Genomic DNA, 20,147 nt, shown 5'->3' on the forward strand with positions numbered 1-20,147 from the left:
CGAAACTCCAGAGCGAGGCAGTTCGTCGCCAGCAGCGCCGCCGCCCTCGTCAGTGATCGGGCTTATAGACCCTACCCAACGAACTAGTCAACAGCCGAATTTCAAAAAACTGTAAAAATTCGCAAATTATTGATTTTGAACGATAATTCTTAGAGGCCCTAAAATACGCCCTATTTTACCGACAAATACCAGCCTTCAGACGGCACGGAGGCCCGACCGGCATGGGGATGAGCGCCTCGCGAGATAGAAAGACGTGGATGCAGGCATATTTCCTTTGACGGAAGTCCCTCCATATTCCATTCGCCCGATTGCCCGAGCGACGCAGGATTCACACAGGCAAGACAATTTGACGTCACGCGCACGGGATTTGACTCCGCCGTGATAAATATGCACATCTTTTGCGCAGCCAGGACGGCTTGCTGGAGAAGGAACCTGATCGGATTGGCATGTTGACGGACAAGATGATGCTCCGATCGCTTGGCAACGAGCCGCCAATCCTGGCCGACGGGCGACGCGCGCCCGACCGACGCGAGGTTTCCTTGCGCTGGCTTTCGGGTACGTTCCTCACGGGCATCACGTCCAGCATCCTGATGGGCGTCGCGCTTTTTGCAGCGCTCGACGGTCGCCAACAGCTCGCCATCCCCGCCGAGGCTTATGCGACAGCCGATAGCGCCCAGGATAATGCAGACAATGCACAGGTGACCCGTGGCGGACGCCTTATCCCCACTGCCCTTGCCGCCAAACCATCCGACCGCAACATCCTCGAAGTATCGACCGTCGTCCGCGACGGCGAGAAGGAGGTCGTGCGCAGGCAGCCCTTCGCGCATGTGAAGATGGCGCTTGCCGCCAATCATGTCACATCGGAGGACTATCCCGCATTTGATCCACTCGCGATCTTCTCGGCGGATACCAACATTCCCGCCCCGGCCAACCACACTGGAGCGATCTATGGCTCCGACGTAGAATCCGAAGTCAGCCTCAAGACGATCCCCTTCCCGATCAAGGAGGCTAGCTTTCCGCTTGCCGCTTCCATGTCGCTCGATGAAGTGGAAGAGAACGTCCGTTCGAACGGCTCGGTCCTGACCGACGGCAACACCCAGGTTTCCGCTCTCTATTACGTCGATCCGCAGCGCTTTGCGACAGATGACACCGATGTCGATCTCACGGCGGGGCTTGCTGCCCGCATCGTCGAGGAAAACATGTCGGTGTCGACGCCGGAACAGGTAACGTCGAAAATGCCGGAATATGCCGACGACGTCATTCCGGCACGGCAGGATACGCCGATTGCGGCCGCGCTGACCAATGCCGGCTATACGCAGGCCGATGCGGACGCCATCGCCGGCAGTATCCAGCCGCTTTTCGGCTCGTCCGAACTCGAGCGCGGCGACGTGCTTCGGGTCGGCATTCTCCAGCAGGGCGAACAGACTGACATCATCAGGGCCAGCATCTACCGCGGCACCAAGCATCTTCTCACCATCGCCAAGGACGACAGCGGCAGCTTCGTCGCCGGCGCCGAACCGCCCGAACTGGATGCGGTCGCCAGCGCCTTCGACAATGACATGGCGCCGGTGACGGCCGGCCGCGACCTGCCGAGCGTCTACGACGGCGTCTACCGCGCCGGTCTTTCCTACGGCATGACCAAGGAGATGATCGCGCAGATCATCAAGCTGCTCGCCAGCAATGTCGATTTCCAGGCCCAGCTGAAGCCAGCGGATTCGCTGGAAGCATTCTTCTCGGTCGCCGACAAGAACGGCAAGGCGACGGCAGACTCGGAACTGCTCTACGTCAACGCCAAATTCGGCGACAACGAGACACGCTTCTACCGTTTCGAGGATCCCGAGGACCATTCGGTCGACTATTTCGACCAGAACGGCAAGAGCATCCGGCAGTTCCTGTTGAGGAACCCCGTGCCGAACGGTGTCTTCACCTCAGGCTTCGGCATGCGCCGCCACCCGATCCTCGGTTTTGCCCGCATGCACACGGGCGTGGACTGGGCGGCACCACGCGGCACGCCGATCATCGCGACCGGCAACGGCGTCGTCGAAAAGGCAGGCTGGGATTCCGGCGGCTTCGGCAATCAGACCCTGATCCGCCATGCCAACGGCTATGTCTCGTCCTATAATCACCAGAGCGCCATCGCCAAGGGCATCGTCCCGGGCGCCAAGGTCGTGCAGGGACAGGTGATCGGCTTCATCGGCTCGACCGGCATGGCAACCGGCGCGCATCTCCATTACGAGCTGGTCGTCAACGGCACCAAGGTCGATCCGCTGCGCATCCGCCTGCCGGGCGGAAAGACGCTGGACGGCGATGCGCTGGCGAAATTCGAGGAAGAACGCAAGCGCGTCGATACGCTGCTCAGCGACGAGAAGTCGAAGCAGGTCGCCAGCAAGGAATGACATAAGTCCGAGCAAGAAAATGGCGGCCCAAGAGCCGCCATTTCGTATTCGTTTATAGCGAGAAGCCTTACGCCGCCTGGCTCGTCGCCTGACGAGGCCGGAACAACAGGCGGTCCGAACCGCTTGTCACCTTGACCGTCGAGCCATCCGGAATGTTGCCCGACAGGATCTGCTCGGCGAGCGGGTCCTGGACGAACTTCTGGATCGCTCGCTTCAGCGGCCTTGCGCCATAGACGGGGTCGTAACCCTTGTCCGCCAGCCAGTTGCGCGCATCCTCATCAAGGTCAAGCGTGATCTTGCGCTCCGACAACAGAGCCACCAGCCGCTTGAGCTGGATATCGACGATCGCGCCCATCTCGCTGCGACGCAGGCGATGGAACAGGATGATTTCGTCGACACGGTTGAGGAACTCCGGCCGGAAATGACCGCGCACCACATCCATGACCTGGTCGCGAACCTTGTCACTATCATCATTGTCGCCAAGCTGAGCGAGATATTCCGCACCCAGATTGGAGGTCATGATGATCATCGTGTTGCGGAAATCGACCGTGCGGCCCTGCCCGTCCGTCAAGCGTCCGTCATCCAGAACCTGGAGCAGGACGTTGAAGACGTCGGGATGCGCCTTTTCGATCTCGTCGAACAGCACGACCTGATAGGGACGCCGGCGAACCGCTTCCGTCAGCGAGCCGCCTTCCTCGTAGCCGACATAGCCGGGAGGTGCGCCGATCAGCCGGGCAACGGAGTGCTTCTCCATGTATTCCGACATGTCCATGCGCACCAGCGCGGTCTCGTCGTCGAAGAGGAAGCGTGCAAGCGCCTTGGTCAGCTCCGTCTTGCCGACGCCGGTCGGTCCGAGGAAGATGAACGAGCCGATCGGCCGGTTCGGATCCTGCAGGCCGGCGCGCGCGCGGCGAACCGCCCGCGATACGGCCTGAACCGCATCGCCCTGGCCGACGACTGACTTAGCCAGCTCATCTTCCATCCGGAGCAGCTTGTCCTTTTCGCCTTCCAGCATCTTCTCGACCGGAATGCCCGTCCAGCGCGCCACGATCTGCGCGATGTTGTCGGCGGTCACGACCTCCTGCACCATCGCGTTGCGGCTGTTGTCTTCCTTGCTTTCCGCTTCCGCAAGCTGCTTTTCCAGCCCCGGGATCACACCATAGGCAAGTTCGCCGGCGCGCTGGAATTCACCCTTGCGCTGGGCGATCGCCAGTTCGTTGCGGGCGTCATCGAGCTGCTTCTTCAGGTCGGCGGCAAGACCGAGCTTCTGCTTTTCCGCCTGCCAGCGCGCGGTCAGCGCATCGGCTTCCTCTTCAAGGCCGGCAAGCTCGGTTTCGAGCCGAACCAGCCGATCGGCGGACGCCTGGTCGGTTTCCTTCTTCAATGCCTCGCGCTCGATCTTCAGCTGGATGATGCGACGATCAAGTTCGTCGAGTTCTTCCGGCTTCGAATCGACCTGCATTCGCAGGCGGGCAGCCGCCTCGTCCATCAGATCGATGGCCTTGTCGGGCAGGAAGCGATCGGTGATGTAGCGGTTGGAAAGCGTCGCAGCCGCCACCAGAGCCGAATCCGCGATCCGGACCTTGTGATGCTGCTCGTATTTTTCCTTCAGGCCGCGCAGGATCGAGATCGTGTCCTCGACCGTCGGCTCCTCGACCATGACCGGCTGGAAGCGGCGGGCAAGTGCCGGATCCTTTTCCACATGCTTGCGATATTCATCGAGCGTGGTGGCGCCGACGCAATGCAGCTCGCCGCGGGCAAGGGCAGGCTTCAACAGATTGGAGGCATCCATCGCCCCATCCGCCTTGCCGGCGCCGACGAGCGTATGCATTTCATCGATGAAGAGGATGATCTCGCCGTTCTCCGACTGAACCTCGTTGAGCACGGCCTTCAGCCGCTCCTCGAACTCACCGCGGAATTTCGCTCCGGCAATCAACGCGCCCATGTCGAGCGCCATCAGCTTCTTGTCCTTCAGCGATTCCGGCACGTCGCCGTTGACGATGCGCAGAGCAAGGCCCTCGACGATTGCCGTCTTGCCGACGCCGGGTTCGCCGATCAGGACAGGATTGTTCTTCGTGCGGCGCGACAGGACCTGAATGGTGCGGCGAATTTCGTCATCGCGGCCGATCACAGGGTCGAGCCTGCCCTCGCGGGCCTCGGCGGTGAGGTCGCGTGCATATTTCTTCAGAGAATCGAACCCCTGCTCCGCATTGGCGGAGTCGGCCGTACGGCCCTTGCGGATATCGTTGATGACCTGATTGAGAGCAACCGGTGTTACGCCTGCATTCTTCAGCGTCGTGGACGTGGAAGCTGTCGGCTCCAGGGCAAGCGCCTGCAGCAGCCGCTCGACGGTGACGAAACTGTCACCGGCCTTCTTGGCAGCCTCTTCGGCAGTCGTAAACACCTTGGCGAGCGGCTGCGCCAGATAAACCTGGCCATTGCCGCCGGAAACCTTGGGCAGCTTGGCAAGTGCGGCATCATTTGCAAGCCGTGCAGCCTTCGCATCACCGCCTGCGCGATCGATCAGCGACGCAGCCATGCCCTGATCGTCGTCCAGCAGCACTTTGAGAACATGTTCGGGCGTGAATTGCTGATGCCCCTGGGCAAGCGCATTGGTCTGAGCGGATTGCAGGAAACCGCGCACCCGCTCCGAGTATTTTTCTATATCCATTATGACCTCCATAGATCGCTCCGCCCTCAAGGCACGAAACGATGATTGAGATTGAGCTCCCTCAAGAGGCGAGCCCTGCCTGCCACGATTGGGATTTGCGGCGGGCAACTTTTCGTGAATATGGGATGATATTTCGACAGTTTAAAGAGCGCGGAAACGAAAAGTCCTGCGATTTCAAACCAACTCCGAAAGATCCGATTCCGGCTTGAGAAGCCCGGCGAACACCTAGCCTATAAACGCAAAAAAGCGCAGCAACCCGAAAGGCTGCTGCGCTTTCAAACTTCTAGGGAAAGCTTATTCCGAAGTGGCTTCGGCCAGGGCCGGAGACGCTTCGCTCGAAGCTGCCTCGCCTTCGCCCTGCGCGCCATCGCCGCTGTTGCGTGGCTGGCGGCGGGGACGGCTGCCGGTACTACGGCGGCGCGGCTGACGCGGAGCTGCAGCTGCCGGGGTCTCTTCCTCGATCGCGACTTCGGCCGGGATACCTTCGATCACGGGCTGGGGACCCGTGCCATCGATGATCTCTTCTGCCGGAGCAGCAACGGGAGCGGGCGCCGCCTGCTGTGTGCGAACCGGCGCAGCAGCGACCGGCTGTTCGTCCATGTCGCCGTTATCGAGATCATCCATATCGCGCTCGTTGCCGTCGCGATCGTTGTAATCCTGACGGTCATCACGCTGGAAGCGTTCCTGCATCTGAGCCTGGGCGGCTGCAATGATGCGGTTATAGTGCTCTGCGTGCTGAAGATAGTTTTCCGCCATGACACGGTCGCCGGCGCTCTGGGCGTCACGAGCGAGTGTCGAATACTTCTCGGCAATATGCTGAGCAGTTCCGCGGATTTTCACATCTGGACCCGAGCTGTCGTAGGTCCTGGTGAGCGGATTCGAGCCCTTGCGGTTAAAGTTGTTATTGTTGTTGTTATTGCCGCCGCCACCGCCGCCGCCGTTGTTACCACGCCCTCGACCGCGCTTGTTCTGCTGTCCTGGCCTCATAGATCCTTCACCTGAATTCCGTTGCTGTGATGAATATGCGGCACCTGCCGCCGTGGCCGGAATTTTCCGTGCCAGAGCTTTCGCACCGCAAGCAGACTGCGCCATCGCGCCGGTCTGCCGCTCGACTACATCAGATTAACTGATTCACGCATTGGGTAATCATCAACCTTTGCACTCTTTCGGAGCGGACCCCTGAGGCTGCCTGGAACCTTGACGAATCTCCGTCTGCTTCCAGCTGCCCAACGCGTGAGCGCAACCTATATTGCTTCCTCAGGAAATCCAAGCCTTTTCTTCGCAATAGCAATAACATCCCGGTAGCTGCTGCAATTTGTCGCTTCAACTACTATGCCTGAACACGAGCGCCCGATCGTTGTGACCGTAATCGCGCGCTGCCTCGACAAGGGTAAATCCCGTTCCTTCGAAAATCGACGTCACCGCAATGCGCTGGTCGAAACCAATCTCCACTCCGATAATGCCATCCGCATGCAGAAAACGTCCTGCATCGTTGGCAATCGCCCTGTACGCGTCAAGTCCGTCTTGGCCGCCGTCCAAAGCTGCCGGAGGATCGAAGATCTTCACTTCTGGTGCGAGAGTGGGGATGACACTGGACGCAATATAGGGCGGATTTGAGACAATCGCATGAAATTGACCGTGGACAGTCTCGAACCAACTACTTCTGAGCGTCTGGAATCTTCCCGATAAACCATTGCTTTCTGCGTTTGATTTCGCGATCTCAAGGGCATCTGCCGAGATGTCGGACCCGACGCCGGTCGCTGTGGGACATTCGCTCAAGAGCGCGAGGCAGATTGCCCCTGTTCCAGTCCCGATGTCGAGAATGTGGATATTCCCATGCGTAATTGCAAGACCCTTCAGGTAAACAAGTACGGTATCGACCAAGATTTCCGTATCCGGCCGCGGCTCCAGTGTCGCCGGCGAAAGCTTTAGCGGCAGCCCGTAGAATTCCCGTTCGCCAAGGATGCGATGCACCGGCTCATGGCCAAGCCGTCGCTCGATGGCTGCCTCCAGCGCGGCTGCCAGTTCCGGCCCGACGGCTTCGTCGCCGCGGACCGCAAGGTCCGTCGACGAAAGATCAAGCAGGCCTGAAACGAGAACGCGCGCATCGGCGGCCGGATCGTCGAGCCCAGCCTCGGCAAAGCGGCTGCGCGCCTGCCTCAGGAGCTCCGACACAGTCCGCCCTTCGCCGCTCATTGCTGCTCGCCGAGTTGGGCGAGCTGGCTCGCCTGGTAATCCGCCATCAGAGCATCGACCACTTCGTCGATTTCGCCTTCCATCATCCGGTCGAGCTTGTAGAGCGTCAGGTTGATGCGATGGTCCGTAATGCGGCCCTGCGGGAAATTGTAGGTTCGGATGCGCTCGGAGCGGTCACCCGAACCGACCTGGCTCTTGCGATCGGCCGAACGCTCGCTGTCCATGCGCTGGCGCTCCATATCATAAAGACGCGAGCGCAGAACCTGCATGGCCTTGGCGCGGTTCTGGTGCTGGGATTTCTCCGAGCTGGTGACGACGATGCCGGAGGGCAGATGCGTGATGCGCACGGCGGAATCGGTCGTGTTGACGTGCTGGCCGCCGGCACCCGACGAACGCATCGTGTCGATTCGGATATCTTCCGGCTTGATTTCGATATCCACCTCTTCCGCCTCAGGCAGAACCGCGACGGTCGCCGCCGACGTGTGGATACGGCCGCTGGCCTCGGTTTCCGGGACGCGCTGCACGCGATGGACGCCGGATTCGAATTTCAGCTTGGCGAAGACGCCCTTGCCGGTGATCGTCGCAATGATTTCCTTGTAGCCGCCGGCTTCGCCGTCGCTTGCCGAGAGGATTTCCACCTTCCAGCCGTGGGTCGCCGCATATCGCTCGTACATGCGAAAGAGATCGCCGGCGAAAAGTGCTGCCTCGTTGCCGCCGGTGCCGGCACGGATTTCAAGGATGGCGCTCTTTTCGTCGGCGGCATCCTTCGGCAGGAGCTGGATCTGGATTTCCGTTTCCAGCCCCTCTATCCGGTCCTTGACCTCGGGTAGCTCGGTTTCCGCAAGCTCGCGCATCTCGCGATCGACATCCTTCTCCGCCAGCATGGTTTCGAGATCAGTCCGCTCCGCCAGCGCCTTTTCATAGTCGCGGATTTTCGTCACGACGGGCTGCAATTCGGAATATTCCGACGCGAGCTTCACATAGACATCCGCCGAGGGCCCGGCCGACATACGCGCCTCGATTTCGCCGAAGCGGCGCTCCAGCTCGCGCATCTTTTCAACGGGAAGCTTCGCCACCCTTCACTCCGATTCTTCTTTTGTTTTTCTAAAGGGGAATATTGTGGCTTTCGGCAAAGCCGACAAGGATATCGCGCATCGCAACCGTCGAATGCGTGTCGTCCAGCGCCTCCTCCACGGTCTTCGACAGCGCAGCAGCATCCAGCCCAAGCAACATGGCCTTGACTGGACCGATTGCGGCCGGGGACATGGAGATCGAGCGGAAGCCGATACCGATCAGGGCCATGGCCGAGATTGGCCGTCCCGCAAGCTCGCCGCACAGGGTCACCGGCGTGTTGTTGCGTTCGCCGGCCCTTACGATATCGCGAAGGATGCGCAGGAACGGCCGCCCCAACGGATCGAAGCGGTCCGAAACGCGGGCATTGCCCCGATCGGCCGCCATAGAAAACTGGAAGAGATCGTTGGAGCCAACGGAAACGAAGTCGACGGCGTCCATCAGCTCGTCGAGCTGCCAGAGAAGTGCCGGCACTTCCAGCATCGCGCCGAATTGCAGCTTGCGCGGCAGCGCGTAGCCGAAGCGCGACAGATGCTGCACTTCCTTCTGCAGCAGCTCCCGGACCGCCGCAATCTCGGATACTTCCGTGACCATCGGCACCATCATCTTCAATTCGCCGTCCGCCGCAGCCCTGAGCATAGCGCGAAGCTGGGTGCGCAGGAGGCCCGGCCGGTCGAGCGACAGGCGGATGGCGCGCCAGCCGAGCGCCGGATTCTCTTCCTCATGCGCGCGGAAGTAAGGCACCACCTTGTCGCCGCCGATATCGAGCGTCCGGAAGGTGACCGCGCGGCTGCCGGCCTGCTTCAGCACCGTGCGATAAAAGGCTTCCTGCTCATCCGCCTTCGGCATGGTCGAGGCGATCATGAACTGCAGCTCGGTGCGGAAGAGGCCGATGCCCTCGGCACCGGATTCGGCAAGCTGCGGCAGGTCCACGACGAGGCCGGCATTCATCAGAAGCGAGATTCGCTGACCGTCCTTGGTGACTGGATCGACGGAGCGCAGCGCGCGGAACTGCTCCTGCCGACGGGCGCGAAAGCGCACCTTTTCCTCGTAGGACCGCTGGTGATCCTGCATCGGGCGCAGATGGACGTGACCCTCGTCGCCATCGATGATGACGGAATCACCGTTCTCCACGAGCGCCACGATACCCGTCGCCTGGCCGACGACGGGAATGCCCATGGCCCGGGCGACAATGACCACGTGACTGGTGACCGCGCCCTCCTCGAGCACAAGACCGCGAATATTGGTGCGCGGATAGTCAAGTAATTCGGCAGCGCCCATGGCACGGGCAAAGATGATGGCGTCGTTCGGAAAGCCTTCCGAGGCGGCACGGCCGGAATAGCCGGTTAGCTGGCGCAGCAGCCGGTTGGCCAGATCCTCGAAATCATGCATGCGCTCACGCAGGTAAGGATCCGTCAGGCGCATCATCCGCGCCTTGGTGTCGGACTGCACCTTCTCGACAGCAGCCTCGGCGGTCAGGCCGTTGCGGATCGCCTCTTCCAGCTTGCGCACCCAGCCCTGGTCATGCGCGAACATGCGGTAGGTTTCCAAGACCTCGCGGTGCTCGCCTTCGGTCGGCACGTCACGGCGCGACAGCATGTCGTCGATAGAGATGCGCAGCGAGCCCAGCGCATCCGCCATGCGCTGGATTTCCTTCTCGGTATCGTCGTTCAGGAGATTGGTGACGACGACGCGAGGCTCGTGCAGCACGACGTAACCGAGCCCGATGCCCTCATTATAGCTATCGCCGTCGATGGTGAGGGAGCGGGTAAGGTCGAGTTCGAGACCGGGCTTGGCGATCTTCTTGAGTTCGCCGGTCGCGATCATTTCCGCCAGGACCATTGCGGTCGTCTCGAGCGCTTCAAGCTCCTCGTCACGATAGTTGCGGCTGGCCTTGTTCTGTACGACGAGGACGCCGAGCGAACGGCCGGCACGCAGGATCGGCACGCCGAGGAAGGAATGGAATATTTCTTCGCCCGTTTCAGGCAGGTAGCGGAAGGCGGGGTGCGACTGCGCGTCCGAAAGATTGAGCGGCTGCGCGGACGCGGCGATCGTGCCGACGAGGCCTTGCCCCATCTTCAACTGCGAAAGGTGGACGGCTTCCTTGTTGAGACCTTCGGTCGCGTAAAGCTCCAGCACGCCGTCGGCGCGCAGCACGTAGACGGAGCAGACCTCCGCCACCATGTTTCCGGCAATCTGGCGAACGATCCGATCAAGCCGCTCCTGCGGTTCGAGCGGCTCGGCCATGAGCTCTCGCAGCCGTTTGAGCAGAACGCGTGGACCGCCGGATAGGTCTCTCATGGCGCCTCAAGCTCCCGAAAACAAAGATATCACCCTCGTTTGCGCCGGCCGAAACTGCCCCCTGTCGCGGTCCGCCAAACCTAATGATGAATCAACTCTTATCCAGACCGTAGCAAGAATGCAAAGTCCTGACTGCAAGTTCCGCATATGGACCGTCGATAAGAATGGAAATCTTGATTTCCGACGTGGTGATCGCTTTGATGTTGATGCCTTTTTCGGCAAGTGCACGGAAAGCAGTCGCCGCAACGCCCGCGTGAGAGCGCATGCCGATACCGATGACAGACACCTTCACCAGACCTGATTCGTTCTGGATGACGTCATAGCCGATCTTTTCCTTGTGCTCGGAGAGCACGCGCATCGCCTTGTCGACATCGCCCGACGGCACCGTGAAGGTCATATCGGTCTTCGAGCCGTCCTCGGAGATGTTCTGGACGATCATGTCGACATTAATATGGGATTCGGCGAGCGGTCCGAAGATCGCGGCGGAGACGCCCGGCCGGTCGGCAAGACGGCGCAGCGAGATTTGGGCTTCATCCTTGGCATAGGCGATGCCGGTGACTACTTCCTGTTCCACGATTTCTTCCTCGTCACAAATCAGCGTTCCGGGCGGGTTCAAGAGGTCGCCCATGCCCGGAGCATCGGGATCCTCGAATGAAGAGCGAACGAAGGTGCGCACCTTGAAGACCATGGCAAGCTCAACCGAGCGCACCTGCAGCACCTTGGCGCCGAGCGACGCCATTTCCAGCATTTCTTCGAATGCGATCTTTTTCAGGCGACGTGCCTTCGGCTCGATGCGCGGATCCGTCGTATAGACGCCGTCGACATCGGTATAGATGTCGCAGCGGTCGGCCTTGACGGCAGCGGCGATCGCCACGGCCGAGGTGTCCGAGCCGCCGCGGCCGAGCGTCGCGATCCGGTTATCGGGGCCGAGACCCTGGAAGCCGGCGACGACGGCCACTTGGCCCTCGCCCATGCGGCGGATGATTTCATCGCCGTTTATTTCCATGATGCGGGCTGCGCCATGGGCATTGTCGGTCTTGATCGGAATCTGCCAGCCCTGCCAGGAGCGAGCATTGATGCCGAGATGTTGAAGCGCGATCGCCAGGAGACCCGAGGTTACCTGCTCGCCGGAGGCAACGACGGCGTCATATTCGCGCGCATCGTGCATCGGCGACGCATCGCGGGTCCAGCCAACCAGCTCGTTAGTTTTGCCGGACATGGCGGAGACGACAACTGCCACCTCGTGGCCGGCATCGACTTCACGTTTCACATGGCGGGCGACATTGCGGATGCGGTCCAGATCAGCGACGGATGTTCCGCCGAATTTCATTACGATGCGTGCCATAGGCCTCTACCAATCAAGCGCCGAGCGGCCCGAAAGGCGAAACAGCCCGGCATACCAATGCGCCCCGCGCCTCAAGCGGACGGCCTCTGGGGAAAGCGGACTTTCGAGAAGGGCACCGTCGCCGGAACAGCGGACGTCAAGTTGCGGCGTCTCTTAGCGAGTTTGTCGGGTAAGGGCAATGGGGATCGCAGGAACGGTAACGAGTATATGACAGCGGCGCTCAACAATAGGCGCAGGTCCCTCAGCCGAGTATCGGCATCTTGCCGAGGCCGAGCATGTCGTTGACGAGAGCGATGCCCATGCCGACTGCAACGATGATCAGCCCTATCATGAAGAGTTTGCGTGACCGATCATATTTAGAAGCCAGCAGGGAGTCGCGGGCAAGAAGATCGGAAACAACCTTTACCTGCAGGACAATGCCGACAAGCAGAAATCCCGCCGGCAGGATATCGACCCGGCTCCAGTCGTTGGGATTGGAAACCCAATGGCTGATGAAGCTCAGCGAAAAACCGAGAATGATCCCGACAGCCGTCAGCGTGCCGTTGCGAAATGTCGAGTCGATCTTCTCTTGCGGCTGCGGATCGGACATGGCTGTTTCGCTCTGCATCAGTGGCGACCGATCGTCAGGAAGTCAGAAAATCGGAACGGCGGCAAGCGGGAAAACCCATGTCAGTCCAGCTGCATCGTGGCTTTGGGCACCTCGGCCACCGTAAGAAACGCTCTGAGGGCCGGATTGAGGTTCTGCGGCCTCCAGGCGATCACCTGCTCGATGGCAGGCGCATCCTCAAGCGCGCGAAAAACCACGTCGCGGGTCTGAAGCTTGGCCATCGACTGCGGCACGAGCGCAATGCCGAGATTTTCGCCGACGAGGCTAATGATCGTCTGCTGGAGCTGTGTTTCCAGCCTGATCGTCGGCTCGAAACCGTAAGGCCGGCAATAGTCGGAGATCGCCTGCCGGAGCGTTGGAGCGACATCAACCGGTGTCGCAATCAGCGGCTGCCCCTCAAGCGCCGCTGCGCCGATGACATCATGCGCCGCGAATTCGTGCTCGCGATGGATTGCAAGGCACAGGTTTTCCCGATGCACCGGATAGGTTGCCAGCCCCCTGACGGGGCCGGGCGAAAACGTGATCCCGGCATCGAAACGCCCCGCCACCACATCGCCGGACAGGGAGCTCGGGATGACTTCGCGCAATTTGACCTCCACCAACGGAAAGGCCGCCATGTATCGCTTGGCGAGGCCGGGCAGGACGGTGTGGGCGGCATGCATCATGAAGCCGATCGAAAGTTCCCCGAGCTCGCCGCGATCGGCGAGACGAACATTGCGGCAGGCCTGATCGAAGGAAGACACGACGGAGCGGGCATCCTCCAGAAATTGCTGACCGGCGGCAGTCAATACCGCCCGGCGCGAATGCCGCTCAAGCAGCTTCACCCCAAGCTCGCGCTCCAGTGCGCCCACCTGACGGCTGAGGGGCGGCTGGGTGATGTTGAGCCGATCGGCGGCGCGGCCGAAATGCAGCGTTTCGGCAAGCGCAATGAAATAACGCATCTGGCGAATGTCGACCATGATACCGATCCGGTATGAATTGAGGCAGAAAACGGCATTGGATTATATCAATCACCGGCGGTAGAGGAAGCCATTCTGTTCTTTCCGGCACCGTCTCATGATCTCGACCTTTTTCACCGTCATTCCGATCTTCGCGCTCATTCTTGCGGGCTGGGTTGCCAGACGAACCGCCGTTCTCGGTCCCCATGCGACGACGGAGCTCAACCGCTTCGTCGTTTATCTGGCCCTGCCCGCGCTGCTGTTCGATATCATGGCCCATGCCCAATGGTCGGATCTGTGGCAGCCCGGCTTCATCGCTGCCTTCGGTCTCGGCAGCCTTCTGGTCTTCGCGGTGACGGTATTTGTGCGGCTTCGGGGCGCCCGCCATCTCGCGGATGCCGCGATCGACGGTTTGAATGCCGGCTATGCCAATACGGGTTTCATGGGATTTCCGCTTGCGCTGGTGGCACTCGGAAGCCAGGCGATGCCTTCGGTAACGATCGCGACGATCATCACCGTCTGCCTGATCTTTGCCGTCGCCATTGTCCTGATCGAGATCGGCCTGCGCACGGACAAGAACCGCGGCAATGTCGTCTTCAAGGTCGCCCGGGCGTTGGTGAAGAACCCGCTGCTCGTTTCGCCCACCCTCGGCGCACTTGCGTCTTTGGCCCAGCTACCGATTCCTGCGCCGGCCGAGACTTTCCTGAAACTTTTGGGTGGTGCGGCCTCACCGAGCGCGCTTGTGGCCTTAGGGCTGTTCCTCGCAACCCCGCGAGAGAAAACCTCTTCGACCGACGGGTTGAGCGCCATACTCGTCGGCGCCAAGCTGATATTGCAGCCCGTCCTCACCTGGATACTGGCCGCTCTCGTCTTTCACTTGCCACCAACATTGACGCAATCGGCAACCTTGCTTGCCGCGCTGCCAACTGGCACCGGACCTTTTATGCTCGCAGAGTTCTACAATCGCGAGGCGGCGGTCACATCTAGGGTGATCCTGATCTCCACCGTCTTTTCGATCCTGACGGTCTCAGCCTATCTTGCCCTGGCAAAATAGGCTTCCTACATCCATTTTAAGTGCTAAGCGCCGACCTCAAGGAGGTCAGCAGGACCGTCCGCCATAAGGCGACTCTTCCTCACAACGCACGTGGTAATGCCAGTCACCTACCGTCTGGCTGGCGGCTGGCAGCGTATGGTGAGGCTGAGCTGGCGGCGAAAGACGACCACCGACTGCGACGCCGGTCAGGAGCGCCACGACCAGGAAGAGCACGAGGCGTTCGCCGGCCGACAGGATATGGCTGCGGACATGCTGGATATAATCCCTCTCGCCGCCCGCCTTTTCGGTGCCCGTATGAGATTCGCGAGACGCCCCGTCTTGGCGGCTGAAAAAATCGCAATTTGCCATGGTTTTTCTGCTCCTTTCTCCGCCCCCGCAGAAGTTCTTTTCTCGATTACGCTGCATCATGTGTGCTTTTGAAGGCCACGCTTAAAGAGCCTTTCGGCAAACGCACTGTTCGCGAATTGTGTCTAATTCTCGGCAATTATTGCTTGACGCACGGAAGCGTGAACAAAGGGCAGAAAATGGCTTGGATAACGACTCGAATTTCCTCTTGATATTTTAGATCGGTCGCTCTAATTAAATTCTAGAGCAAACGCTCCAAAATCAGTTTTTCCGCAAGAGGGCGCCTCCTGATGGCAAGACCCAGACAGTTCGATGAAACACAGGTGCTGGAAGCCGCCGGAAACATTTTCTGGCTGAAAGGCTTTGAGGCCACGTCGACCCGCGATTTGGCCGAGAGCATGGGCCTGACACAGGCTAGCCTCTACAATGCCTTCGGCGACAAGCGCGGCCTCTATATGAAGGCGCTCCGGCAATATGTCGACAGTCGCCTCTATGGTCGATTCGCCCGCAGCACCGGCGCTCCGACGCCCGGGCTTGCCATTGTTTCCTACTTCTCATCGATCATACGGGATTCGCTGGCCGATCCCGATCATCGCGGCTGCCTGCTTGTCAACGGCGCGTTTGAAGCGCAGCCGGACGACGCAGAACTGCAGAGAGTCATCGCCGCGGAAACCACAGAGATCGAGGCCTTCTTCCGCCATCATCTTGCTCTTGCTCAGGAGAGCGGCGAGATCCCGAATTCAGAGCCTCCCGAGGATCTGGCAAAAATGCTGCTCGCCGTTCAATTCGGCTTGCGTACCCTCGTCCGCGTCCGCCCCGAACGTGAACTGCTCGATGGCATGGTCAGGCCTGTTATGTCGATGCTGACCCTGCCCTGGCCACTGCCCGCGCCGCAGCCGGACGGATAAGCCCTAAATTCCATCTAATCCCGAAACAGAGAAATCAGGAACGGACCGCGGCTTCGGCGGGTCCGCAACAGAGACTATTGCCATGTCCACTGACAGAACCCAGACATCTTCGGCCCATGCCGCCGCTGCCGCCTCTCTTGACCGGTCGGCATGGTTTGCCACCATAGCCGGCCTTTGCGGCAGCCTCGTTGCCATCGGCCTTGCCCGCTTTGCCTATACGCCGCTCATTCCGTCGCTGATCGAAGCCCACTGGTTTTCGGCTGGTGACACGGTAACGCTCGGTGCCGCCAATTTTGCCGGCTATCTCGCCGGCGCCCTCCTCGGCCGGCCGATCGCGGCAGCCCTGTCGAACCGGCAAGCCCTGCGTCTTTTGATGGCGATGGCAACAGCCGCATTCTTCGCCTGCGCCTTCCCGGTCTCGATCCCCTGGTTTTTTGTCTGGCGCTTCGCCTCCGGTCTTTCCGGTGGGGCGATCATGGTTCTGGTCGCAACCAGCATTCTTCCGCATATCCCGGTCGCGCGTCGCGGTTTCGTCGGCGGCATGATCTTTCTCGGTCTTGGCCTCGGCATTGCCGCATCAGGCACGCTCGTTCCTGAACTCCTGCGGTTTGGCTTGCAGGAAACGTGGATCGGCCTTGGCGTCCTTTCGCTTATCCTGACTGCGGTGAGCTGGTTCGGTTGGCCCGCGGCCAATCCGCCGCAGCCGGCTGCCCATCCCTCCGGGCACCATCGCTCCGCCAAGAGCGAATGGTCCCTGCGCATACTTTATGGACAATATGCGGCCAACGCTCTGGGACTCGTGCCCGCAATGGTTCTCCTTGTCGACTATGTCGCCCGCGGCCTCGGTCGCGGAGCCGATATCGGCGCTGCCTACTGGGTTATCTACGGCCTCGCGGCCATCGCCGGCCCGGTCATTTCAGGCTACGTTGCCGACCGCATAGGCTTCGGCGCTGCCTATCGCTGCGCCCTGCTGCTTCAGGCCGTCGCCGCAGCACTGCTCGCAGCCAGCGGCAATTGGATCGTGATCGGCATCGCCACTGTCATCTTCGGCGTCTGCACGCCCGGTATCGTTCCCCTTGCGCTCGGCCGCATCCACGAGATCCTGCCGCACAGCCATGTCGAACAGCGTGCCGCCTGGAGCAAGGCGACGACAGGCTTTGCCCTATTCCAGGCTCTCGCCGGCTACGGCTATTCCTATCTCTTCATCCACACCGGCCAGAACTACGCGATCATCTTCCTGTGCGGGACGGCAGCGCTCGTGCTTGCCCTGCTGGGCGACGCGCTCTTCAGCCTGAAGAAGCACAAGTCGTAGGCCAGTGGCGGGATGCGACCGTCCTGCCCCTTGACTTCCAGCGCCGATCGTCCGACTTCACATCGAAGCAGATGAAGGAGCGACCCATGAGCGAAGCGGCGAAAAGCACCATCGACCAGAGCGAAGTGGATCGCTTTTCCGCCATGGCAGCGGAATGGTGGAGCCCGACCGGCAAGTTCAAGCCACTGCACAAGTTCAATCCCGTTCGCCTCGCCTATATCAGAGACCGCGCCTGCGAAAACTTCAGCCGCGACCCGAAGACGGCCCGGCCGCTCGAGGGCCTGCGCGTCCTCGATATCGGCTGCGGCGGCGGACTGCTGTCGGAGCCGATCGCGCGCATGGGCGCGTCGGTCGTCGGCGCTGATCCGTCCGAAAAAAACATCGGCATCGCCTCGACCCATGCAAAGGCGTCAGGCGTTGCCGTCGATTATCGGCCTGTTACCGCCGAACAGCTGGCCGAGGCGGGAGAAAGCTTCGATATCGTCCTGAACATGGAAGTGGTCGAACACGTCGCCGATGTCGAGTTCTTCCTTTCGACCTGCGCCAAGATGGTCCGCCCCGGAGGCCTGATGTTCGTCGCCACGATCAACCGTACGATGAAGGCCGCAGCACTGGCCATCTTCGCCGCCGAAAATATCCTGCGCTGGCTGCCGCGCGGCACGCATCAATATGAAAAGCTGGTGCGCCCGGAAGAGATCGAGAAACCGCTGGCAGCAGGCGGAATGGAAATCATCGCGCGGACAGGCGTCTTCTTCTCGCCGCTCCAGAACGAGTGGAACCTGTCGAAGGACATGGACGTCAACTACATGCTGCTAGCAAGGAAATTGGACGCCGCTTCCGGCTGATTTCCGTTGATCAAACCGGCAAACCGGCGACATGGACGAGCAAATCCTTTTGGCTCTCCGCGTTCAACACTGCGATCCGGCGTACCGCATCGCGATCTATCAGGGTTTCGCTGCCATCCTCCGCGAAAGGCTGCTTGAACGTGAAGGCCAAAGGGCTCGAGCCGACATCGTGCAGGTATTCCAGCCGTTCCACACCCTCTCGCCATTCGGGAATATGCTCCGGCTCGACCCACCAGAGCACCAGCGGCGGCCAGGATTGTTTGACGTTCCAATTGCGAGCGCCCCTGAGCGCTTCGGCATGAACGCCGCCATAGGAAAAGGCCATCAAGGATTCGATATCGGTCCAGAGCGACAGTGAAGACGGCGCGCTGGAGAAGCCGCTGCCTTCGATGAAACGGGGAAACACCTGGGTTCCCCAGCTCTCCGGACCTGCCTCGCCTGCATAACCCGATCGTGCAACAAAACCATGGGCACCGGCCGCGGCGTCGAAATTTGGCCCTTCCCGCAACCGGAAACCTTCGACACGTGGGCTGTCGTAGGGTGCGACATGTAACCCGAAATTATAGATCGCCAGACGCTTCCGCGCGCCGTTCACGTCAATTCACGTCGTCGGGCAAGACGGGGATCGCCGCGATCTCGATGCCTTCGTCGATCAGCGCTTTCGCCTCAGTCGGTGTGGCCTGGCCGATGATGCCTCTGGCATCTGCCTCGCCATAGTGGATCTTGCGAGCCTCTTCCGGGAATTTGGTGCCGACATCCTCGGCATTGGCCTTTATCGCGTCGACGGCCTCTTTCAGTTTGGCAAGCGCTTCCTTGCGCGCTGTGTCCATGGCAAGGGTCTGCATCTCCTGCTTCTTGCGGGCGGTCGAAACCGACGGCGCCATCAGAAGCTTCGAGATCGCCGAGGAGCCGCAGGTCGGGCATGTCAGGAAGCCGCTCTCCCCCTGCCGGTCGAAGTCGTCGCTTGCCGCAAACCACCCTTCGAACTCATGGGCATTGTCACAGGTAAGCGAATAGCGGATCACGCGGCAACGCCTCCGGTCGCCGGTGCTTCCACCTTTTCGAGCGAGAAATCGCGGGCATTCCTAAGATTTGGGATCTTGCCGCGCGCCGCCTTGACCGCCGCGACATCGATATCGGCAGTAACGACCGCTTCACCGGTCCCGCCGGCAGATGCGAGCACCTTGCCCCAGGGGTCGATGATCATCGAATGGCCGAATGTTTCGCGGCCGTCTTCATGTACGCCGGCTTGAGCCGCCGCAATGACGAACATGCCGTTCTCGATGGCGCGGGCACGTAGCAGGATTTCCCAATGCGCCTCGCCCGTCTGCCGCGTGAAGGCGGCAGGCACCGTCATCACTTCGGCGCCGGCAACAGCCTGCGCCTGGAAGAGCTGCGGAAAACGCACGTCGTAGCAAATCGAAAAGCCCATTTCGGCAAAGGGCAGCGAAACCACCCGGGCTTGCGAGCCGGGCGTATAGGCAGCACTTTCGCGCCAGCTTTCGCCATTGTCGAGATCGACGTCGAACATGTGGATCTTGTCATATCGGGCAAGCAGCGCGCCGTTCGGACCGAAAAGAAAGCCGCGATTGGCGATCTTGCCGTCTTCGAGCGCAATCGCCGTCGAGCCGACATGCACGTGGATGCCGAGTTCCTTCGCAAGGTCCGAAGCCGTCCGTGCAATGATGTCGCTACCCTCATCTCTGAGGACAGCGCGCAAGGCTGCGCGATCTTTTTGCAGAGCGCCAGTCATCTCCGGCGTCTGCACGTAAACAGCACCTTGCCCTGCAGCGTCACGGACGAGCCGCGCCATGTCGGCAGCGTTCCTTACAGGGTCGACCCCGGAGCACATCTGGATGGCTGCAGCCTTGAAACTCATCGTCATTTCCTCACGCCGCGAGCAGCGGATCAAGCTTGCCGGCGCGGTCAAGCGCGTGCAGGTCGTCGCAGCCGCCGACATGTTCGCCGTTGATGAAGACCTGCGGGAACGTCGAGCGGCCATTCGACTTGCTGATCATCTCCTGACGGAGATCGGGCGAATAGGTCGCATTATGCTCGACAAAATCGACGCCCTTGGATTCCAACAGCGACTTGGCGCGAGCACAGTAACCGCAAAATTCCCGGGTATAGATGACAACAGATGCCATGATGCACTCCA

General features: G+C 60.7%; 18 protein-coding genes. 5 read left to right on the forward strand and 13 right to left on the reverse strand.

The window, feature by feature from the left end; all coding sequences use genetic code 11:
* Window positions 1–446 precede the first annotated feature (446 nt).
* Window positions 447–2,396 (forward strand): M23 family metallopeptidase, encoded by a 1,950-nt coding sequence (locus tag EV561_RS12015; protein ID WP_132521681.1) that lies wholly within the window; start codon window positions 447–449, stop codon window positions 2,394–2,396.
* 67 nt (window positions 2,397–2,463) lie between these two features.
* On the opposite strand, the gene clpB is transcribed toward EV561_RS12015, so the two are convergent.
* The 8 genes from clpB to EV561_RS12055 all read right to left on the reverse strand — a co-directional run bounded on the left by clpB (window position 2,464) and on the right by EV561_RS12055 (window position 13,546).
* Window positions 2,464–5,067: an ATP-dependent chaperone ClpB gene (gene clpB / locus EV561_RS12020; protein ID WP_132521683.1), complete on the reverse strand. Its 2,604-nt coding sequence runs from the start codon at window positions 5,065–5,067 to the stop codon at window positions 2,464–2,466.
* Window positions 5,068–5,361: 294 nt separating this feature from the next.
* Entirely contained in the window at window positions 5,362–6,054 is a 693-nt protein-coding gene (locus tag EV561_RS12025) for a DUF4167 domain-containing protein (RefSeq protein ID WP_132521685.1), read from the reverse strand.
* Between the two features lie 336 nt (window positions 6,055–6,390).
* On the reverse strand, window positions 6,391–7,263 hold the full coding sequence (gene prmC / locus EV561_RS12030; protein WP_132521687.1) for a peptide chain release factor N(5)-glutamine methyltransferase: 873 nt from the start codon (window positions 7,261–7,263) through the stop codon (window positions 6,391–6,393).
* Window positions 7,260–8,339, reverse strand: coding sequence for a peptide chain release factor 1 (gene prfA / locus EV561_RS12035; protein WP_132521689.1), 1,080 nt, complete (start codon window positions 8,337–8,339; stop codon window positions 7,260–7,262). Before prfA ends, prmC begins: the two co-directional genes overlap by 4 nt.
* A 28-nt stretch (window positions 8,340–8,367) precedes the next feature.
* On the reverse strand, window positions 8,368–10,635 hold the full coding sequence (gene ptsP, locus EV561_RS12040) for a phosphoenolpyruvate--protein phosphotransferase (protein WP_132521691.1): 2,268 nt from the start codon (window positions 10,633–10,635) through the stop codon (window positions 8,368–8,370).
* A gap of 91 nt (window positions 10,636–10,726) precedes the next feature.
* Window positions 10,727–11,980: an aspartate kinase gene (locus EV561_RS12045; protein WP_132521693.1), complete on the reverse strand. Its 1,254-nt coding sequence runs from the start codon at window positions 11,978–11,980 to the stop codon at window positions 10,727–10,729.
* Between the two features lie 241 nt (window positions 11,981–12,221).
* On the reverse strand, window positions 12,222–12,569 hold the full coding sequence (locus tag EV561_RS12050) for a hypothetical protein (RefSeq protein ID WP_132522593.1): 348 nt from the start codon (window positions 12,567–12,569) through the stop codon (window positions 12,222–12,224).
* A gap of 80 nt (window positions 12,570–12,649) precedes the next feature.
* A complete protein-coding gene (locus EV561_RS12055; RefSeq protein WP_132521695.1) occupies window positions 12,650–13,546 on the reverse strand; it encodes a LysR substrate-binding domain-containing protein in 897 nt (298 codons plus the stop codon).
* Window positions 13,547–13,643: 97 nt separating this feature from the next.
* On the opposite strand from EV561_RS12055, the gene EV561_RS12060 reads away from it, so the two are divergent.
* The gene (locus EV561_RS12060; RefSeq protein ID WP_132521697.1) at window positions 13,644–14,579 is read left to right on the forward strand and encodes an AEC family transporter; all 936 of its coding nucleotides are present in this window, start codon (window positions 13,644–13,646) and stop codon (window positions 14,577–14,579) included.
* Window positions 14,580–14,624: 45 nt separating this feature from the next.
* Here the strand turns inward: EV561_RS12060 and EV561_RS12065 are convergent, their stop codons facing one another.
* A complete protein-coding gene (locus EV561_RS12065) occupies window positions 14,625–14,927 on the reverse strand; it encodes a hypothetical protein (RefSeq protein WP_132521699.1) in 303 nt (100 codons plus the stop codon).
* A 287-nt stretch (window positions 14,928–15,214) separates the two neighbouring features.
* Between EV561_RS12065 and EV561_RS12070 the strand changes: the two genes are divergently transcribed.
* The 3 genes from EV561_RS12070 (at window position 15,215) to ubiG (ending at window position 17,989) form a co-directional block, all read left to right on the forward strand.
* A complete protein-coding gene (locus tag EV561_RS12070) occupies window positions 15,215–15,832 on the forward strand; it encodes a TetR/AcrR family transcriptional regulator (protein WP_132521701.1) in 618 nt (205 codons plus the stop codon).
* 82 nt (window positions 15,833–15,914) lie between these two features.
* On the forward strand, window positions 15,915–17,144 hold the full coding sequence (locus EV561_RS12075; RefSeq protein ID WP_132521703.1) for a YbfB/YjiJ family MFS transporter: 1,230 nt from the start codon (window positions 15,915–15,917) through the stop codon (window positions 17,142–17,144).
* 86 nt (window positions 17,145–17,230) lie between these two features.
* Entirely contained in the window at window positions 17,231–17,989 is a 759-nt protein-coding gene (gene ubiG / locus EV561_RS12080) for a bifunctional 2-polyprenyl-6-hydroxyphenol methylase/3-demethylubiquinol 3-O-methyltransferase UbiG (RefSeq protein ID WP_132521705.1), read from the forward strand.
* Window positions 17,990–17,999: 10 nt separating this feature from the next.
* Here ubiG and EV561_RS12085 read toward each other — a convergent pair whose 3' ends face one another.
* The 4 genes from EV561_RS12085 to grxC are packed head-to-tail and all read right to left on the reverse strand — an operon-like array spanning window position 18,000 to window position 20,136.
* Window positions 18,000–18,584, reverse strand: a complete 585-nt coding sequence (locus tag EV561_RS12085; protein WP_245512654.1) for a DUF3291 domain-containing protein — start codon at window positions 18,582–18,584, stop codon at window positions 18,000–18,002.
* 1 nt (window position 18,585) lies between these two features.
* The gene (locus tag EV561_RS12090; protein ID WP_132521707.1) at window positions 18,586–19,014 is read right to left on the reverse strand and encodes a DUF1178 family protein; all 429 of its coding nucleotides are present in this window, start codon (window positions 19,012–19,014) and stop codon (window positions 18,586–18,588) included.
* Window positions 19,011–19,868 (reverse strand): carbon-nitrogen hydrolase family protein, encoded by an 858-nt coding sequence (locus EV561_RS12095; protein WP_132521709.1) that lies wholly within the window; start codon window positions 19,866–19,868, stop codon window positions 19,011–19,013. The genes EV561_RS12090 and EV561_RS12095 overlap by 4 nt, the downstream gene beginning before the upstream one ends.
* A gap of 10 nt (window positions 19,869–19,878) precedes the next feature.
* Window positions 19,879–20,136, reverse strand: coding sequence for a glutaredoxin 3 (grxC, locus tag EV561_RS12100; RefSeq protein WP_132521711.1), 258 nt, complete (start codon window positions 20,134–20,136; stop codon window positions 19,879–19,881).
* Between the last annotated feature and the right edge of the window lie 11 nt (window positions 20,137–20,147).

The organism is Rhizobium sp. BK376, from assembly GCF_004341625.1.
Lineage (GTDB): Bacteria > Pseudomonadota > Alphaproteobacteria > Rhizobiales > Rhizobiaceae > Rhizobium.

Excerpts from the sequence above, each read along its gene's own strand:
- EV561_RS12055 (WP_132521695.1), bottom strand. The coding sequence starts at position 13,546 with ATGGTCGACATTCGCCAGATGCGTTATTTCATTGCGCTTGCCGAAACG.
- EV561_RS12060 (WP_132521697.1), top strand. The coding sequence starts at position 13,644 with ATGATCTCGACCTTTTTCACCGTCATTCCGATCTTCGCGCTCATTCTT.
- EV561_RS12075 (WP_132521703.1), top strand. The coding sequence starts at position 15,915 with ATGTCCACTGACAGAACCCAGACATCTTCGGCCCATGCCGCCGCTGCC.
- grxC (WP_132521711.1), bottom strand. The coding sequence starts at position 20,136 with ATGGCATCTGTTGTCATCTATACCCGGGAATTTTGCGGTTACTGTGCT.
- EV561_RS12065 (WP_132521699.1), bottom strand. The coding sequence starts at position 14,927 with ATGGCAAATTGCGATTTTTTCAGCCGCCAAGACGGGGCGTCTCGCGAA.
- prmC (WP_132521687.1), bottom strand. The coding sequence starts at position 7,263 with ATGAGCGGCGAAGGGCGGACTGTGTCGGAGCTCCTGAGGCAGGCGCGC.
- EV561_RS12050 (WP_132522593.1), bottom strand. The coding sequence starts at position 12,569 with ATGTCCGATCCGCAGCCGCAAGAGAAGATCGACTCGACATTTCGCAAC.
- clpB (WP_132521683.1), bottom strand. The coding sequence starts at position 5,067 with ATGGATATAGAAAAATACTCGGAGCGGGTGCGCGGTTTCCTGCAATCC.
- ptsP (WP_132521691.1), bottom strand. The coding sequence starts at position 10,635 with ATGAGAGACCTATCCGGCGGTCCACGCGTTCTGCTCAAACGGCTGCGA.
- EV561_RS12015 (WP_132521681.1), top strand. The coding sequence starts at position 447 with ATGTTGACGGACAAGATGATGCTCCGATCGCTTGGCAACGAGCCGCCA.
- EV561_RS12025 (WP_132521685.1), bottom strand. The coding sequence starts at position 6,054 with ATGAGGCCAGGACAGCAGAACAAGCGCGGTCGAGGGCGTGGTAACAAC.
- EV561_RS12070 (WP_132521701.1), top strand. The coding sequence starts at position 15,215 with ATGGCAAGACCCAGACAGTTCGATGAAACACAGGTGCTGGAAGCCGCC.
- EV561_RS12095 (WP_132521709.1), bottom strand. The coding sequence starts at position 19,868 with ATGAGTTTCAAGGCTGCAGCCATCCAGATGTGCTCCGGGGTCGACCCT.
- EV561_RS12045 (WP_132521693.1), bottom strand. The coding sequence starts at position 11,980 with ATGGCACGCATCGTAATGAAATTCGGCGGAACATCCGTCGCTGATCTG.
- ubiG (WP_132521705.1), top strand. The coding sequence starts at position 17,231 with ATGAGCGAAGCGGCGAAAAGCACCATCGACCAGAGCGAAGTGGATCGC.